The following is a 16,306-nucleotide window of genomic DNA, read 5'->3' on the forward strand; positions in this document are numbered from 1 at the left end:
CTTGTCCCGCGAACACGGGCGTAGCCCGTGCCAGGCAGCGCGGTGTCTTTTTCGCGGGCAAGCCCGCTCCTACAGAGCGCGCAGAGCCAATCCAATGGCGCACAACCGAGGCCCGAAGAGGCCCAGCGCCTTTCACTCACCTTGCCGACTGCCCATGTACACCAAGAATTTCATCAACCCGTGCCCCGACTGGGCCACGGCGCTGCTCAACGGCTTCAGCCAGGTGCTGCTGCTGCGCGATCCCCTGTGCGGCCTGTGCTGCCTGCTGGCCATCCTGCTCACCGCCCCGGACCTGGTCGGCGGCGCGCTGCTTGGCGCCCTCGCCGGCCTGCTCACGGCGCAGCGCCGCGGCTATGCCCGCGCTGATCGCCAGGCCGGCCTTTACAGCTACAACGGTGTGCTGATCGGCCTGCTGATCAGTGCGCTGGTGCCTTGGTCGGCGATCGTGCCTGCGCTGATCCTTGCTGCAGGCGGCCTGTCGAGCATCATCACCCACCAATGGCGCAAGCGCGGCGGCCCTCTGCTGTTGGCCTACACCGCGCCTTTCGTGCTACTGGGCTGGATCATGCTGCTGATCATCGAGCCCGGCGTCAGCGGTCAGGTCGAAGCCAGCCACGTGCACGGGGTGCTGCGTGGGGTCGGCCAGGTGTTTCTGCTCGATGCACCGCTGACGGGCCTGCTGATCGTCGCCGGCATGTTCTTCGCCCATCCTCGTGCTGCGTGCTGGGCCCTGATCGGCTCAGCCATCGGTGGCGGTGCGGCCTTGCTCGCTGACCAGGCAGCTGCGGCCTGGATGGGCTTGTATGGTTTCAACACCGCACTGGCCGCACTGGCCTTCAGCCGCCAGGGCGAACGCCCCTGGGTCCCGCTGCTGGCCATCGCCCTGGCCCTGCTGCTGCAGGCGCTGTCCAGTCTGTGGCCGCTGCCGGCGCTCACCGCGCCCTTCGTCCTCGCTTGCTGGTTGATGCACCTGGGCGGCCACCTCATACAGCAAGGCCGACAGCGCAGCGCGCAACGCTTGCACGGCTGAGAGCCAGCCCCTAGGCTCACCGGCAACGTATAACGGAACGAGCCCATGGACACCCCTTCGAGCCTGCGCGAGCGGCTCTATGTCATCGTCTTCCAGACCGACACCGTCGCTGGAAGACGCTTCGACAAGATCCTTCTGCTGATCATCCTGGCCAGCCTGGTCACCGTCATCCTCGACAGCATCGACGATGTGCACCGCAACTATTCCGGCTTGCTGGCCGGCATCGAGTGGGCCTTCACGGCGATCTTCCTCGCCGAGTACCTCACCCGCCTGTACTGCTCGCCAAAGCCGCTGCGCTACGCGTTCAGCTTCTACGGCCTGGTCGACCTGCTGGCCATCGTGCCGGGGATCATCGCCCTGTACTACAGCGACGCCCAGTACCTGCTGATCATCCGGGTGATCCGCATGCTGCGGATCTTTCGCGTGCTCAAGCTCAGCCCCTACCTCAAGCAGGCGCACTATCTGCTCGAGGCGTTGCGCGGCAGCAAACAGAAGATCATCGTGTTCCTGGTCAGCGTTTCGACCCTGGTCACCGTGTTCGGCACGCTGATGTACGTGATCGAAGGGCCCGAGCACGGCTTTACCAGCATTCCCAAGGGCATCTACTGGGCCATCGTCACCCTGACCACGGTCGGCTTCGGCGACATCGTGCCCAAGACGCCGTTGGGCCAGGTACTGTCATCGCTGGTGATGATCATCGGCTACTCGATCATCGCCGTGCCCACCGGGATCTTCACTGCCGAGCTGGCCAACGCCATGCGCGGCGAACAGTTGCGCCACGATTGCCCGACCTGCGCCAAGAAAACCCATGAGCCGACGGCAGCATTCTGTTCGCGCTGTGGCAATGCGCTGTTTCCCAAGGCAGCGACCAAGCAGGCATAAGCAAAGTCTGTTTTGATCTTTAATGGCTCAAGAACCAAAGGTTATAGTTACTGGCACACTGCCAAACTTTCACTCACAACAAGGAATGCCCCTGTGAAAAAACTCTTCAGCGCCTCGCTGCTCGCCGCAGGCCTGGCCCTCGGCAACCTGGCCCAGGCCGCGCCGACCCTGCTGAACGTCTCGTACGATGTGATGCGCGACTTCTACAAGGACTACAACCCGGCGTTCCAGAAGCATTGGGAAGAAGAGCACAAGGAAAAGGTCAACGTGCAGATGTCCTTCGGCGGCTCTAGCAAGCAGGCGCGTGCCGTGATCGATGGCCTGCCGGCCGATGTCATCACCATGAACATGGCCACCGACATCAATGCCCTGGTCGACAACGGCAAGCTGGTGCCGAACAACTGGGTTACCCGCCTGCCGAACAACAGCGCGCCGTTCACCTCGGCCACCGTGTTCATCGTGCGCAAGGGCAACCCGAAGGCGCTGAAAGACTGGCCGGATCTGCTCAAGGATGGCGTGCAGGTGATCGTGCCCAACCCCAAGACCTCGGGTAACGGCCGCTACACCTACCTCTCGGCCTGGGGCTACGTACTCAAGCAAGGCGGCGACGAAGCCAAGGCCCGTGATTTCGTCGGCAAGCTGTTCAAGCAGGCACCGGTGCTCGACACTGGCGGTCGCGCTGCCACCACGACCTTCATGACCAACCAGATCGGCGACGTGCTGGTCACCTTCGAGAACGAAGCCGAGATGATCGCCCGCGAGTTCGGTCGTGATCAGTTCGAAGTGGTCTATCCGAGCGTGTCGGCAGAAGCCGAGCCACCAGTGAGCGTGGTCGACAAGGTGGTCGACAAGAAGCAGACCCGCGCCGTGGCCGAGGAATACCTCAAGTACCTGTGGTCGCCGGCGGCCCAGGAAATCGCTGCGCAGAACTACCTGCGCCCGCGTGATGCCACCGTCCTGGCCAAGTACACCGACCGTTTCCCGAAAGTCGATTTCCTCTCGGTGGAGAAGACCTTCGGTGACTGGCGCACCGTGCAGAAGACCCACTTCAACGACGGCGGCGTGTTCGACCAGATCTACACCAACAAGTAACTGGCTTGGGGCGCGCTGCGCCCCAACGCTTACAGCGAGATAGGACGGCGCCCGGCAAAGGCATGCGCAAGCGTGCCACCGTCCACCAGCTCCAACTCCCCACCCAGCGGTACGCCATGGGCGATACGCGAGGCAGTCAGGCCCTTCTCGGCCAGCAACTGGGCGATGTAGTGCGCCGTCGCCTCGCCTTCCACCGTGGGGTTGGTCGCCAGGATCACCTCGCTGAAGGTGCCCTGCTCCTCGATCCGCGCCATCAGTTGTGGAATACCGATCGCCTCGGGGCCCAGGCCGTCGAGCGGCGACAGGTGCCCCTTGAGCACGAAGTAACGGCCACGGTAGCCGGTCTGCTCTACCGCATACACATCCATCGGCCCTTCCACCACGCACAGTTGCGTGTCGTCGCGGCGCGGGTCGGCGCACTGCGGGCACAGCTCCTGCTCGGTCAGGGTGCGGCACTGGCGGCAATGGCCAACACCTTCCATGGCCTGGCTCAGGGCCTGTGCCAGGCGCGTGCCTCCGCTGCGGTCGCGCTCGAGCAACTGCAGGGCCATGCGCTGGGCGGTTTTCTGGCCGACACCCGGGAGCACACGCAGGGCATCGATCAGTTGGCGGATCAGGGGACTGAAGCTCATGTAGGCAGGCCTGTCAGTGGTACAGAATGAACAAGGGAGCAGCGATCATTCGATCGTGCTCCCCATGTGCTGCAAACCGTCGATCAGAACGGCATCTTGAAACCAGGCGGCAGCTGCATGCCGGCGGTCATGCTGCCCATCTTGTCCTGGCTGTTCTGCTCGACCTTGCGCACGGCGTCGTTGAGTGCCGCGGCGATCAAGTCCTCGAGCACTTCCTTGTCGTCCGGATCGGTCGACATCAGGCTGGCGTCGATGTTGACGCGCTTGACGTCATGACGACCGGTCATCACCACGCTGACCAGACCTGCACCGGACTGGCCGGTGACTTCTGCATTGGCCAGCTCTTCCTGCATCTTGGCCATTTTTTCCTGCATCTGCTGAGCCTGCTTCATCAGGCCGGCCATGCCACCTTTCATCATGGGAGAATCCTCGATTGGGTCATGTATGCGGCCGGCACGAGGCCGGGCGCAAGGGGTTCGCTTCACTGCCCCGGGGTTGCCAGGGCCGCGTCTACAGGTTCGATTGTATCGTGCCGCACCCGGGCGCCGAACTGCTTGATCATCTGCTGGATGAGCGGGTCCTGCTCGATCGACAGCTCCGCGTCGTGCTGGCGCTCGGCGCGCTTGCGCGCGGCGGCCTGCGCGGGGGTTTCCTGCTCGGGGCGGATCAGCTCGATCTGCAGGCGTAGCGTACGCCCCAGATGCTGGTTGAGCGCCTCGTTGAGCCGGCGTTGCTGGGTGCTGTTGAACAACGCACCCTGGCCTGGGTCCAGGTGCAGCAGCCAGTCATCGCCATCGGCGCTGATCAGCGTACAGTTCGCGGCGATGTTGCCTGTCATACCGGAGACAGGCAACTGTGGGAATAATTCCAGCCATTGCAGGGCCAGGCCCGTGGCCGGCTGCGCCGCAGGCAGAGGCTCGGGCGCCGCCGCAGACGCGTCCTCCTGGATATGCTCGGCGAGCTCGTCCAGGTAGCTGAAACCTGCCGGATCGGCTTGCGGCACGTAGTAATCGTCATCCGCACCGTCGTCGTCGCGCTCCATGCCGACCGACGCATACGCCGACGGATCGAAGGGCGGTTCGTCGTAGTCCGGCTGATCGTCAGGCGGCTGCGCGACGACGGCCGGGATGACCGGCGCCGAGGGCGCGACCGTTGGGGAGGGTTCTTCCCACGGCAGGTCGACGACTGTCTCTGGCCCCGCAACGGCGTGCACGGGCTCGGGCTCGATCGCAGGCACCGCTTCCGGAGCCACGGCGGACGCAGCAGCAGCGACCGGCTCGGCGGCGGGTGCATGATCGAACACAGGTGCGGGCGGCGCAACAGGCTCAGGCCCAGCGGCAACCACGGAGGGCTCGGCCACCACGGTCGCAGCTGCCACCGGTCTGGCTGGATCAGCTGTGGCCTGGCTGATCCCCACCGGCTTTAGCGCAGGTTTCGGCGCGTCATCGGTGTCGGCCGGGCGGAAGGCGAGCATGCGCAGCAGGACCATCTCGAAGCCGCCCCGCGGATCCGGCGCCAGCGGCAGGTCGCGCCGACCGATCAGGCCCATCTGGTAGTAGAACTGCACATCCTCGGCCGGCAACGCAGCCGCCAGCGCGAGCACCTTGTCGCGATCGCCCTGGCCGTTGTCCACCGCCTCCGGCAAGGCCTGGGCGATGGCGACCCGGTGCAGCACGTTGAGCATCTCGGACAATACGCCATTCCAGTCAGGCCCCTGCTCGGCCAGGGCGCGCACCGCCTCGAGCAGCGCCCGGGCGTCACCTTCGAGCAAGGCCTGCAGCACACCGTACACCTGGCCATGATCGAGCGTGCCGAGCATGGCCCGCACATCGGCGGCCAGTACCTTGCCCTCGCCGAAGGCGATGGCCTGGTCGGTCAGGCTCATGGCATCGCGCATCGAGCCGTCGGCGGCGCGGCCCAGCAGCCACAGGGCATCTTCCTCGAATGGCACGTTTTCGGCGCCGAGCACGTGGGTAAGGTGCTCGACCACCCGCTCCGGGCTCATGTTCTTCAGCGAGAACTGCAGGCAGCGCGAGAGAATGGTTGCTGGCAACTTCTGCGGATCGGTGGTGGCGAGGATGAATTTGACGTAGGGTGGCGGCTCTTCCAGCGTCTTGAGCAAGGCGTTGAAGGAGTGGGTGGACAGCATGTGCACTTCGTCGATCAGGTAGACCTTGAAGCGTCCGCGGCTGGGCGCGTACTGCACGTTGTCGAGCAGTTCGCGGGTGTCTTCGACCTTGGTGCGGCTGGCGGCGTCGATCTCGATCAGGTCGACGAAGCGGCCTTCATCGATTTCCCGGCATACCGAACAGGTGCCGCAAGGTGTGGAGGTGATACCGGTTTCGCAGTTCAGGCACTTGGCGATGATCCGCGCGATGGTGGTCTTGCCGACCCCTCGGGTGCCGGTGAACAGGTAGGCGTGATGCAGCCGCTGGTTGTCCAGGGCGTTGATCAATGCCTTGAGCACATGGGTCTGGCCTACCATCTCGCGGAACGAGCGCGGGCGCCATTTACGTGCAAGAACCTGATAACTCATCAAAAAACCATCGCAGCCTGATCGAGCGGAAGATCGCTAATGCTAGCGGAGCGGGGGCAAAATTGCACCCTGCCCGGCTCGTCTAGACTATGGGCGCTGCCGGTGAACATGGAAAGTCCAAGGAGGATAGACGTGCGGCGACTTCTCGCCATCCTGTTGCTATGGAGCTCAAGCGGCCTTGCCGAGCAGCCGGTGCTGCGCTTTTCCGTCGCGGAGAGCTGGAGCATGCCGTTGATGCGCACCGAGGGCGACGTGCCGGTCGACGGCATTCTCTTCGACCTGATCCAGGCCCTGGCCCGCGAAGCCGGGGTACGCCCGCAATACCACGTGATGGCGCGCCTGCGCCTGGAGCAGGCCATGGCCGCTGGCGACATCGACGTGCGCTGCTACGTGGCCAGCAACTGGCTCAACGAACGGCCCGGTGAGTTCATCTGGAGCGTGCCGCTGATCCACCAACGCGACCTGCTGGTCGGGCGTGCTGGCGATGGGCTGCCCGGCGGCCTGGCGCAACTGCCCGCACAACCCATCGGTACAGTACTGGGCTACACCTACCCGACCCTGGACCCGATGTTCGCGCAGCGTCTGCTGACGCGGGAAGACAGCCGCAACCAGGACCTGGCCCTGCAGAAACTGCAAGCCAGCCGTTATCGTTATGCGGTGAGCAACCAATTGTCGCTGCAATGGTTCAACCGCCAGCAACCCCGGGAGCAGCGCCTGCGCCCGCTGGCCCTGCTGGAAGAGCAGGACCTGGGCTGCATGGTGCGCAACGACCCGGCCATTCCCGCTCAGCAGATGCTGCGGGCCTTGGTGCGCCTGAAGCAGTCCGGCGAGATCGATCGGATCATCGAGCGCTACACCCAGGTGCAAGGGACGCTGTCGGCCGATCAGTAGCCGTGTGACTCGCGGAATTTCTGGCCCTTGTGGTACGCCACCCACTCGTCCACATCGTAGGGCAGATACAGATGGCGCCGGGCACGTGACAGCGCGATATAGACCGCGCAGACCCGGTTGTCGAAGGCGTAGGCATCCTTGAACGGATTCAGCGCCATCAGCTCCTGGGTCAACAGCACGTGATCGAACTCCTGCCCCCCGGCCTCCTGCGCCGGCATCAGCAACAGGCTGTCCGGCTCATTGGAGAAGCGTGCCGACAAGGCGTTGAGCTCGGCAATCCGAAAACCGTCCTGCAGCCGTGCCTCGACCCACAGGAATGACTCGTCGAAGCGATTGTCCTCGTGCACTTGTCGCCAGTTCAGCGCGTGGGCGAAATAGGCGTGCGTGTCCTGGCCATCGCTGCCCGCGCCATAGAGGTCGGCACGGAACAACTGCACGGCGCTGGACATGAAACGCTGCATCCCGACGTTATCGGAGAAGCCCACCCGGCACTGGTTGTCGGCCAGTTGCATGGCCCACTTCATCGAATCCCAGGGCGACGCGGTGAGCACTACACAGCCTTGCGGTGGCACGAAATCGAGGGGGTAGTGCTCGATGCCGACATCCACGCTGCCGGCGCCTTCGAAGGCGAGCTTGGATTTTTGCGAATGCACACCGATCAGCGGGTTGATCAGCCGCTCCACTTTCGGCCCGCAGCGCACCGAGAAGGCGATGTCGCGCTGGCGCACCTGACGCGCGCGGCGCAGCCCAGGCCCGTCGGCACGCTGGTATTCGTCACCCAGCGTGATCAGCACCTGGCGGCCACGCTCGATGATCTGCATCAACGGGCCAGGCATGTCCTGGCTCTCGTCGACGATCACATGGCTGTAGCGGCTCGGCACACTGTGGCCAGAGAGGCTGGCGCGCTTGAGCAGCAGCAACGTGGGGAAGCCGGTCTGGCGATCCCAGGCAGGGTTGTCCTGCAGATAGGTCCACAGGCGGCTGGCGTATTCGAGCAGCACCTGGCTATCCAGCCGCGACAGCGCCTGGGCGAAGTGCGGAAGGTGGCGCACAGTGAGGCTGTGATCGCGGGACTCGCAGTAGTTTTTCAGCAGCTCCAGGCAGATATCCAGGGTCTTTTCGCCATCGTATTGGCGAAAGCCCAGGATGTTCAGGGTTTCGGCCACCGCGCGCTTGCCCGGCAGGCGTGCCGATGCGCGTGCGGCAGGCCGCCCAGGCACGCTCAGCAGGGCCTGGGCAAACTCGGCGAACGTCTTGCCAGCCTTGGAGCCTTTTCCGATACGCCGCCGCAGGGCGTCGAGCTTGCCGGGCGTACGCGCCAGTGCCAACACCCGCCCCCTGGGCAGGCAATCGATCAGCGCTCCCAGCAGGTAGCTCTTGCCGATGCCCGCATAGCCCTGCACATGCAGGTCTTCGTCAGGATTGGCGCGCAGCACCCGCAGCAACTTGTCTTGCTCGCGGGTCAGCCAGCGCTCTTTATTGAAGCCGGTGATGGCCTGCTGGCTGAACGGATTGTGGCGCGGGTGGCGAAGCGACCTGAAGCGCATGTCCCAGGTCCCGTCATCCAACAAGTACTCGCGCTGCGCCACCTCCTCGGCCCCCAGCAGTTGCAAGCGCGAGCCCTTGATGACTTCCAGGCCGAAATACAGCTTGCGCGCATCGAACAGCCGCCGCGCCTCGGAGCCCAGCCCTACGCCCGGCGCATGCGGCCCTCGCACCGACCACTGCAGCAACTTGGCCAGCACCTTTTCCGCCGCTGCAGGGTCGAGCACCTGCTCGCGCGCCTGGGACAGGTTCTGGATCACCAGCACCGCCGCCAGCTCCGGATCGCTCAACCCTTCGAGCCCGGAGGCATCCTCGAGCAGGCCTTGGCAGACTTCCAGGGTGACGGGAAGAAACACGGTGTCGGCGAAATCGTAATGTTCAGGTTGCATGCGGGCAGGTCATTCGCTGGTGTCGGGATTGGCTTCAAGTTCGTAGGCGTAGGCGCCCAGCGAGCCGGACATGCCGCCCGGGTAGACGCGCCGCGCGTCATCCTCGCAGCGGGCTTCGGCAGCCAGCGCGCTATCGAGCTCGTGCAGCGCCATCTCCAGCAGCTTGCGCAGGTCCTGGGCATTGCGCGCCGAGACGCTCAGGCGAAAATCCAGCCCCGGTGCCTGATCGACCGCTGTTGGGGTGTCGGCTGCGGGCGTGGCTTCGCCAAGGATGCGTTCGTGTTCCTCTTCCATCTGGTCGAGTACTTTCGAAAGCTCAAGGGTGCGCTCGGGGTGCGAGGCCATCTGGTCCTTGATCTCCAGGCGGCGCGCTTGCCAGTCGCGGATGCGCTGGCGGGTCAGATCGTCAACCTGATCCATGCTGATGGCCTCTCTCAGAAATGGGTGGGCTGCGAGAGGCGCATCATAAGCCTGTTTGCCGATAAATGCAGGTGCGGCGGGCTCGGCTCGTCACCCGAGCTCAGCTTCAGCCCTTGGGCGCAACGAGTCGGCGGTACTGATCCTGACTGATCCAACCCGTGAACGAGCGGTCGTCCTGGTTGATGAACTCGACCTTGGCCCAGCCGTCCTTGAACGCCAGCACGCCCACTACATCGCCTTTGACGATATAGGGTCGTTTGCTCGCGCTGCTGCCCGCCTGCTTGCGCAGATAGGCCTTGTCAGCAGTGACCGTCAGCAGCGCGATCCAGGGCTTTTCCGCATAGCGACTGAGCTCCAGCCCCGTGGCGATCTCCGGCATCAGCACACTGACGCAGCCGGGGTGCTCGCGGCCTCGTGCAACGGTGAGGGTAACGCCATCGCCCGTGGCCGCCAGGCTGCCGGGGAAGGTCTGGTCTTCCCAGGTGGCCAGCGCAACCGCCCCATCGCCGCTGATCTGCCCCTTTAGGTAGAAGGTGCAATGCCGGGTCACACCTTCGCCAAGGGTCTCGGAATAATAGCCCTCCACCTGGCGATCCGGCGTGACCGCCAGCATCAGTGCGTCGTATTGCCCGGGCTTCAATACGGCGGTGTCTGCATGAACAGACACGGACAACCCCAGCAATGCGGTGGCCAGAACAGTCAGTCGGCGCGAGAAACTCTTTGCCATGTCACTTCTTCCCTTCAAGTGCTTCGTAGGCCTTCTTGATACGCACGTCATAGTCACCATAATCCTTGCCGTTATAACTGGCGGCCATGCCGGCGTAGTCCTTGTTCTTCGCAGCCTTGATAAACGACGGGTTCTTGCTGCAGAAACCGAGGAAGGCCTTGAGTTGCTGCCCGGCATTGAGTTTCATGGCCGCGACGAATTCAAACACATTGGCATGCCCGCAATCGGCGAAGTTGAAACCCATGATCTGGAACATGCCCCAGGAAGCCGACTTCAATGCCGCCTCCTGATCCAGCCCGAATGCCGTGGCCATGGTTTCCCAGGCCTTGGCCTGGTCCTTGTTGTTGGCTTGCCACTGCGGGCCGGCTTTCTTCTTGTACTTGTACGAGAGCAGCGGATGAGTCTGGTCGTACTTGTGCTTGGTATAGCGCTGGAAGTGATGCCCCTCGAAGGCAATCACCGGCAGCTTGGCCGGCCCGAAACCCGAACGGCCACCCGACTCCACCGTGGCAAATGCCTTGATCAGGTTGGCTGAGATGCCGTTGCCCAACTGAGTGGCGGCGTTCTGGAAGTCGCTGTCGCTGAGCGTCATGCCGCCATCGCAGGTGACCTGCAGCACCATCTGCCGATTGCGCCGCTCGGCTTCGATCACCGCGCGCATCCGGTCCAGATAATGATTGACCGTGGCCTGCACCTGGGCATCGACATTATTGGCGAAGACATTGATGAAGGTGGGCAGACGCAGTGCTGGAATCAACTTGACCGGCACTCGAACAGCCTCCTCGACCAGGCTGTTGAAGGTGCGCCCATTCGGATCGACGACTCCATCGGGATGCGCGTACTTCAGATGACGAAACTGGTACTGACTGATGCGCTGCACCAGCTGTCCGTCGCAACGGCCATTCTCGGGCAACGGAAAACCGAGCCGCGGGATGAGTAGGTTGAACAGGTACTGGATGCACTGAACATCGGCGGGCAAGTTTCGGGCTTTACCGGGCGTGCCTACCGAAGCGCTGATAAGACTGGGCAAACCTTGCAGGCTTTTCATTCAATGCGTCCTTGCTCGTCATAAATTGATATCAAATCAATATCACTTAAGTGCCACTGTCATATTTTGAAATATATGGCGGACGCAAACTAACAAGGGTGTTTTCAGTTGTCCAGAAGCGGACTTCAAGGCTGTGAAGCAGTCTTCACCCGCAGCGAACCGCCCAGGGGCCGGCGAATGATTGCACAATACAACCAAACATGGTTGTATTGTGCAACCATTCCTGATGAGACCTTGAAAATGATCGACCCTTCGGTCGTGGAGCAAATCCGCTCCGCCTCACGCACGATGGTCCGTGAGCTGGGCTTCATGCGAACGACGCTGGCAGGCACGGAGTACTCCCCCTCTGCCGTTCACACGCTGCTTGAGCTAGGCGAGCATGGGGAGCGGACTGCCGCTCAACTGGTGCAGGCGCTAGGGCTTGAGAAGTCCAGCGTGAGCCGCATGGTTGCGAAGCTCGTTCAGCTGGGTGAACTGCAAGAGCATGAAAGTGAGCAGGATGGCCGCACCAAGCAACTGCGCCTGACAGAGCAAGGGAAACGCACCCTTGAAGAGATTCATGCCTACGGGCAAATGCAGGTCAGCTCAACGCTGGCCCCACTGCCCCCGCAAGAACAGCAGGTCATCGCCCAAGGTCTGAATGCCTATGCCCAGGCGTTGAAGGCTTCCCGCCAACAGCCCACCGAAACAGCGGCCTCCAGGGTTCAAATCACCCTCGGATACCGTCCCGGCCTGATCGGGCGCATGACGCAGATGCATGCAAGCTACTACTCGCGCCATGCCGGTTTCGGCCAGTTCTTCGAGAGCAGGGTTGCAACCAACATTGCCGAGTTTGCAGGACGGCTGGGGAATCCGCGCAACGCAGTCTGGGTCGCTGAAGACGCTGGCCGAATCGTAGGGTCGGTGGCTATCGACGGCGAGGACCTCGGGAACGATGAAGCTCACCTGCGCTGGTTCCTGCTGGATGATGGCTGCCGTGGTAGCGGTGTAGGTCGCCGGCTACTCACCGAAGCAGTCGCTTTCTGTGACCGGCAGAACTTCTCGGCAATCCAGTTGCATACCTTCAAAGGACTGGAAGCCGCCCGGCACCTCTACGAATCGCTGGGCTTCGAACTGACTCATGAAGAGCAAGGCAGCCAATGGGGCTCGACGGTTACGGAACAGCAGTTCACGCGTAAACGCTGACGATGGGACCAAGTGGCGGGGTAAGCAAAGGCAGGGAGGGCTAGGCGTACGATGCGTCACGCTTTGGATCACCAGGCGGTGAAGAGCGAAAGCCGTTCGAGAGCAGGACTTCGAGAGAAATGGAGGCAGCCCCACCAGCCACACCCCGGCACTCGATGTTCCCGCTGTGGCTGCTCCCTTCCGGGCCTGACCAGGTTAACGGGTAATCAATGCGGGGGGACCGGTGGGGCCACCATAACGCAGCTCATCAGGTGACGAGCCGCGCCATTGTACCGTTACGGGGGGAAGTTACAACCTTTGATGGCAAAAAAACCATCATTTCTCAAGGACTTGTCCGCCAGGGATGAGGTTCTCGGGGATTTGTGCCAGCCTCATCGCGGGACGAGCCCGCTCCCACAGGATAAATGCCAAGGCGAACCTGTGGGAGCGGGCTCGTCCCGCGATGAGGCCAGGGCAGGCAACATCAGACCGTGATGCCCTGCCCCGCCAGGAAGGCGACGAAGGCCTCTTCGTCCAGCACCTTGACCCCCAGCTCACTGGCCTTGGCCAGCTTCGACCCCGCCCCCGGACCTGCCACCACGCAGTGGGTCTTGCCGGACACCGAGCCCGCCACCTTGGCGCCGAGGCTTTCCAGCTTGTCCTTGGCGATGTCGCGGCTCATGCGCTCCAGGGTGCCGGTCAGCACCCAGGTCTGACCGGCCAGGGGCAGGCCCTCGGTGGTTTTCTTCTCGCTGTGCCAGTGCATGCCGAACGCTTGGAGCTGGGCTTCGATGGCGCGGGCGAGTTGCTGGTTGGCCTCGACCTTGAAGAACTCGCGCACGGCATCGGCCTGCTTGGTATTCAGGGCCTGGCGCAGGTCGATACCGTCGGCGGCGATGATCTTGTCGAGGGTGCCGAGCTTGTCCACCAGCTTCTCGGCGCCGGTCGGGCCGACCGAGGGGATATCGAGCTTGGCGATCATGCCGGCAAGGGTGGTGCTGGCGGCGAACTCCGCCGCCAGCTCGCCCTGGTCCTGTAACTGCATGCCGCTGTCGAGCAACTGCTGGATGACTTCGCGGTTGTGCGCATCCTCGAAGAAGTTATGGATCTCGTAGGCGACTTCAAGGCCGATGTCCGGCAGGTAGGTCAGCACCTGTGGCAGTGCCACCTGCACCCGCTCCAGGCTGCCCAGGGAGCGGGCCAGGACCTTGGCGGTCTCCTCGCCCACATCGGGGATGCCCAGGGCGAAGATGAAGCGCGCGAGCGGCGGGCGCTTGCTCGCCTCGATGGCTTCGAGCAGCTTGCGGCTGGAGACTTCGGCGAAGCCCTCCAGGTCGACGATCTGCTCGAACTGCAGCTTGTAAAGGTCTGCCGGGGAACCGATCAGGCCTTCGTCGACCAATTGCTCGACGCTCTTCTCGCCAAGGCCGTCGATATCCATCGCCCGGCGCGACACATAGTGAATGATCGCCTGCTTGAGCTGGGCGCCACAGGCCAGGCGGCCGACGCAGCGATACACCGCCCCTTCGCTGGTGGTCTCCTTGCCCTTGCTGCGCTTGACCAACTGCGTGCGCTCGACCTGCGAGCCGCACACCGGGCAGGCGCTCGGCACCTCGACCGGGCGGGCGTCATCAGGGCGACGATCGAGCACCACCTGCATCACCTGCGGGATCACGTCACCGGCACGGCGGATGATCACCGTGTCACCGATGCGCAGGCCCAGGCGGGCGATCTCGTCCATGTTGTGCAGGGTGGCGTTGGATACGGTCACCCCGGCCACCTTGACCGGCTTGAGACGGGCGACCGGAGTCACCGCACCGGTACGGCCGACCTGGAACTCGACGTCCAGCACCTCGGTGAGTTCTTCCATGGCCGGGAACTTGTGGGCGATGGCCCAGCGCGGCTCACGCGCACGGAAACCCAGCTCGCGCTGCGCCGCCAGGCTGTTGACCTTGAACACCACGCCGTCGATTTCGTAGGGCAGCGCGTTGCGGCGGGCGCCGATGTCCTGGTAATAGGCCAGGCATTGTTCGATACCGGCGGCGTGCTTGAGCTCAGGGCTGATCGGCATGCCCCAGACCTTGAGCTGCTCGAGGATGCCGATATGGCTGTCGCCGACGCTCGCTGAAGTCTGGCCGATGCCATAGCAGCAGAATTCCAGCGGGCGGCTGGCGGTGATCTTCGAGTCCAGTTGACGCAGGCTGCCAGCGGCAGCGTTGCGGGGGTTGGCGAAGGTCTTGCCGCCGATTTCGGCCTGAGCGGCATTGAGCCGCTCGAAGCCCGCCTTGCTCATGTACACCTCGCCACGCACTTCGAGCACTTCGGGCCAGCCGCTGCCGTGCAGCTTTAACGGGACGTTGCGGATGGTGCGCACGTTGGTGCTGATGTCTTCGCCGGTCGTGCCGTCGCCACGGGTGGCGCCCTGCACCAGCTGGCCGTCGCGGTACAACAGGCTCACCGCCAGGCCATCGAGCTTGGGCTCGCAGCTGTAGTCCACCGCCTCGGCCTGGTCGAGCCCTTCGACCACGCGCCGCCCGAACTCACGCAGGTCAGCCTCTTCGAAGGCGTTGCCCAGGCTGAGCATCGGGATCTCGTGGCGCACCTGGGTGAAGGCCGCCAAGGCTGCACCGCCGACGCGCTGGGTGGGCGAGTCGGGGGTGACCAGGTGTGGGTTCTCGGCTTCCAGGGCCTTGAGTTCGTTGAACAGCCGGTCGTATTCGGCGTCGGGCACACTGGGCTCGTCCAGCACATAGTAGCGATAGTTGTGCTGGTCGAGTTCGGCGCGCAGTTCGTGGATTCGGTTTTCGGCGTTCATCTTTCAGGTCTCTTGCAAAGCAAAAGAGCAGCCTGGGTGATGCCGGCACGGATCGGGATGCTGTTCAGCATGTACTGACCTCATCACCGGACAAGCCGGACGCCGCACCGCCGTTCCCACAGACAATCGTGTATCTGTGGGAGCGGCGGTGCGGCGTCCGGCTTGTCCGGCAATGGGGCCGGCATAGGCAACGACATCTGCCGAAGCGACCAGCAATCCCCATGGGCTGCTCTTGAGTCTGGATCTATCAGCGCTTCTGGGTCAGCGCACGGCGCTCGAACTCGACGATACGCTGGCGGTAGTGCTCGATGGTCTGCGCGGTCAGTACGCTGCGCTGGTCATCCTTGAGCTCACCGTCGAGCTCGTGGGCCAGCTTGCGCGCGGCGGCAACCATCACGTCGAAGGCCTGCTTCGGATGACGCGGGCCGGGCAGGCCGAGGAAGAAGCTGACCGCACGGGTGCTGAAATGGTCGATGTCATCCAGGTCGAATATGCCTGGCTTGACCGCGTTGGCCATGGAGAACAGCACCTCGCCGTGACCGGCCATGCTTTCGTGGCGATGGAAGATGTCCATCTCGCCGAAACGCAGGCCGCTTTCCAGGATGTTCTGCAGCAACGCCGGGCCCTTGAAGCCACCTTCGTCACGGGAGATGACGCTGATCACCAGCACCTCTTCGACCGGAGGCAACTCCTTGGCGGCGTTGTTGCTCGTGGCGAAACCGCTGTTGCGGTTGTTGTCGGCGCTGAAGTCGTCATCGCTGTCGGCGAACAGATCGGGCTCGCGCGGTTCAGCGACCAGATTCAGGTCGCCCTGCTGCGACTCGGCAGCAGCACGCTTGCCACGCTTGGGCGCCTTGGCCGGCTTTGGCTCGCGCTCGCGTTCACGGGCCGGGGCGCTCATCGACGGCAGGTCGGTTTCGTCCAGCTCCGGCTCTTTATGCGTGTCCAGGACGCGCGCAGGGCCGAGCACCTCGGCACTGCCCTCGTCGTCCGGGAGGTTGGAATAGCTACGATCCAGACGGAACTTCAACTTGCCCTTGCCGCCGCGCATGCGGCGCCAGCCGTCGAAAAGAATACCGGCGATGACAATGATGCCGATGACGATCAGCCACTCGCGCAGACCGATTTCCATGTA

General features: G+C 63.6%; 14 protein-coding genes and 1 other RNA gene. 5 read left to right on the forward strand and 10 right to left on the reverse strand.

All coding sequences use genetic code 11. From position 1 onward, the window contains the following. Positions 1-154: 154 nt before the first annotated feature. The 3 genes from VA602_RS23650 to VA602_RS23660 all read left to right on the forward strand — a co-directional run bounded on the left by VA602_RS23650 (position 155) and on the right by VA602_RS23660 (position 3,004). Positions 155-1,030 (forward strand): urea transporter, encoded by an 876-nt coding sequence (locus VA602_RS23650; protein WP_323454494.1) that lies wholly within the window; start codon positions 155-157, stop codon positions 1,028-1,030. 45 nt (positions 1,031-1,075) lie between these two features. Then, the gene (locus tag VA602_RS23655; protein ID WP_063543957.1) at positions 1,076-1,912 is read left to right on the forward strand and encodes an ion transporter; all 837 of its coding nucleotides are present in this window, start codon (positions 1,076-1,078) and stop codon (positions 1,910-1,912) included. Positions 1,913-2,005: 93 nt separating this feature from the next. After that, positions 2,006-3,004 (forward strand): sulfate ABC transporter substrate-binding protein, encoded by a 999-nt coding sequence (locus tag VA602_RS23660; RefSeq protein WP_323454495.1) that lies wholly within the window; start codon positions 2,006-2,008, stop codon positions 3,002-3,004. A 29-nt stretch (positions 3,005-3,033) separates the two neighbouring features. Here the strand turns inward: VA602_RS23660 and recR are convergent, their stop codons facing one another. From recR to dnaX, 3 genes are all read right to left on the reverse strand, one after another. Further along, the gene (gene recR / locus VA602_RS23665; protein ID WP_054893641.1) at positions 3,034-3,636 is read right to left on the reverse strand and encodes a recombination mediator RecR; all 603 of its coding nucleotides are present in this window, start codon (positions 3,634-3,636) and stop codon (positions 3,034-3,036) included. Between the two features lie 83 nt (positions 3,637-3,719). After that, positions 3,720-4,055: a YbaB/EbfC family nucleoid-associated protein gene (locus VA602_RS23670; protein ID WP_054893640.1), complete on the reverse strand. Its 336-nt coding sequence runs from the start codon at positions 4,053-4,055 to the stop codon at positions 3,720-3,722. A 62-nt stretch (positions 4,056-4,117) separates the two neighbouring features. After that, positions 4,118-6,172: a DNA polymerase III subunit gamma/tau gene (gene dnaX, locus VA602_RS23675; protein ID WP_323454496.1), complete on the reverse strand. Its 2,055-nt coding sequence runs from the start codon at positions 6,170-6,172 to the stop codon at positions 4,118-4,120. A gap of 132 nt (positions 6,173-6,304) precedes the next feature. Here dnaX and VA602_RS23680 point away from each other — a divergent pair, with 132 nt between their 5' ends. Next, positions 6,305-7,063: a substrate-binding periplasmic protein gene (locus VA602_RS23680; RefSeq protein ID WP_323454497.1), complete on the forward strand. Its 759-nt coding sequence runs from the start codon at positions 6,305-6,307 to the stop codon at positions 7,061-7,063. Here the strand turns inward: VA602_RS23680 and VA602_RS23685 are convergent. From VA602_RS23685 to VA602_RS23700, 4 genes are all read right to left on the reverse strand, one after another. After that, the gene (locus tag VA602_RS23685) at positions 7,057-8,997 is read right to left on the reverse strand and encodes a hypothetical protein (protein WP_323454498.1); all 1,941 of its coding nucleotides are present in this window, start codon (positions 8,995-8,997) and stop codon (positions 7,057-7,059) included. The two genes, VA602_RS23680 and VA602_RS23685, sit on opposite strands and share 7 nt — an antisense overlap. Before the next feature lie 9 nt (positions 8,998-9,006). Beyond that, a complete protein-coding gene (locus VA602_RS23690; protein WP_323454499.1) occupies positions 9,007-9,417 on the reverse strand; it encodes a hypothetical protein in 411 nt (136 codons plus the stop codon). A gap of 106 nt (positions 9,418-9,523) precedes the next feature. Then, on the reverse strand, positions 9,524-10,144 hold the full coding sequence (locus VA602_RS23695; RefSeq protein WP_323454500.1) for an SH3 domain-containing protein: 621 nt from the start codon (positions 10,142-10,144) through the stop codon (positions 9,524-9,526). Between the two features lies 1 nt (position 10,145). Continuing rightward, positions 10,146-11,192, reverse strand: a complete 1,047-nt coding sequence (locus tag VA602_RS23700; protein WP_054893635.1) for an N-acetylmuramidase family protein — start codon at positions 11,190-11,192, stop codon at positions 10,146-10,148. A 240-nt stretch (positions 11,193-11,432) separates the two neighbouring features. Here VA602_RS23700 and VA602_RS23705 point away from each other — a divergent pair, with 240 nt between their 5' ends. Next, positions 11,433-12,377, forward strand: a complete 945-nt coding sequence (locus VA602_RS23705) for a bifunctional helix-turn-helix transcriptional regulator/GNAT family N-acetyltransferase (RefSeq protein WP_323454530.1) — start codon at positions 11,433-11,435, stop codon at positions 12,375-12,377. 129 nt (positions 12,378-12,506) lie between these two features. Here the strand turns inward: VA602_RS23705 and ffs are convergent. From ffs to zipA, 3 genes are all read right to left on the reverse strand, one after another. Beyond that, an RNA gene (gene ffs / locus VA602_RS23710) (signal recognition particle sRNA small type) lies at positions 12,507-12,603 on the reverse strand. Between the two features lie 237 nt (positions 12,604-12,840). Next, positions 12,841-15,171, reverse strand: a complete 2,331-nt coding sequence (gene ligA / locus VA602_RS23715; protein WP_112897785.1) for an NAD-dependent DNA ligase LigA — start codon at positions 15,169-15,171, stop codon at positions 12,841-12,843. Positions 15,172-15,418: 247 nt separating this feature from the next. Next, complete coding sequence (gene zipA / locus VA602_RS23720) at positions 15,419-16,303, reverse strand: cell division protein ZipA (RefSeq protein ID WP_054893632.1); 885 nt, start codon at positions 16,301-16,303, stop codon at positions 15,419-15,421. Positions 16,304-16,306: the final 3 nt, after the last annotated feature.

This window comes from Pseudomonas machongensis, assembly GCF_034961125.1.
In the GTDB taxonomy this organism is placed as follows: Bacteria; Pseudomonadota; Gammaproteobacteria; order Pseudomonadales; family Pseudomonadaceae; genus Aquipseudomonas; species Aquipseudomonas machongensis.